The 534-nt window shown below is 61.4% G+C and carries 1 protein-coding gene; it reads right to left on the bottom strand.

Annotation, left to right across the window (positions count from 1 at the left end):
• Positions 1–54: 54 nt before the first annotated feature.
• Positions 55–534 (bottom strand): PRTRC system protein F (locus CF70_RS09870; protein ID WP_035863638.1); only part of this gene is annotated, 480 nt, incomplete at its 5' end.

The raw sequence follows: 534 nt of genomic DNA, 5'->3' as shown, positions 1-534 counted from the left end.
GCAGGGCCACCTCATGGGACTGACTTCCAACCACAATTCCGGCCATAGGCCCTCCTATTCGGATATCAAGGTGAGGACGCGGTCAAGTGCCGCGATGATTTCAAACATGCAGGCCAGTTCTTTGAACTGCTGGCGAATGGCCTTTGGCTCGCTTGCTACAGGGATCAGCACTTGGTAAGTCGTGCAGTCTCCGGCACTGCTCAGGCATTCAAAGTGGTCGTCAAGAATTTCCCCGACCCAGTGGCCAGACCACATCGCAATGGTTGCCGCGGAGTACGCGGGCTCGGCCCATTGGGAGCTCCTGAGGATGCGGTAGCGGGAGCACCGCGCCAGGACTGTCTGCAGATTGACCAGTTCGCGGCAAATTCGCCGGGGCAAGCCCCGAGCGCGCGCCGCCAGCGTTGCCAGTTCGGAACGTCGCAGCCGCCTGACGCGGCTACGCTTATCCATGCGCCGGCCCTTGGGAACAACGTCGTCCGGGGCTAGGAGCGGCAACACGTTGCTCGGCAGATAGCGCTCGATATCGCTATCCCC

Source organism: Cupriavidus sp. SK-3 (assembly GCF_000611145.1).
GTDB lineage: Bacteria > Pseudomonadota > Gammaproteobacteria > Burkholderiales > Burkholderiaceae > Cupriavidus.
This window is presented reverse-complemented; position numbering and strand designations above follow the sequence as displayed.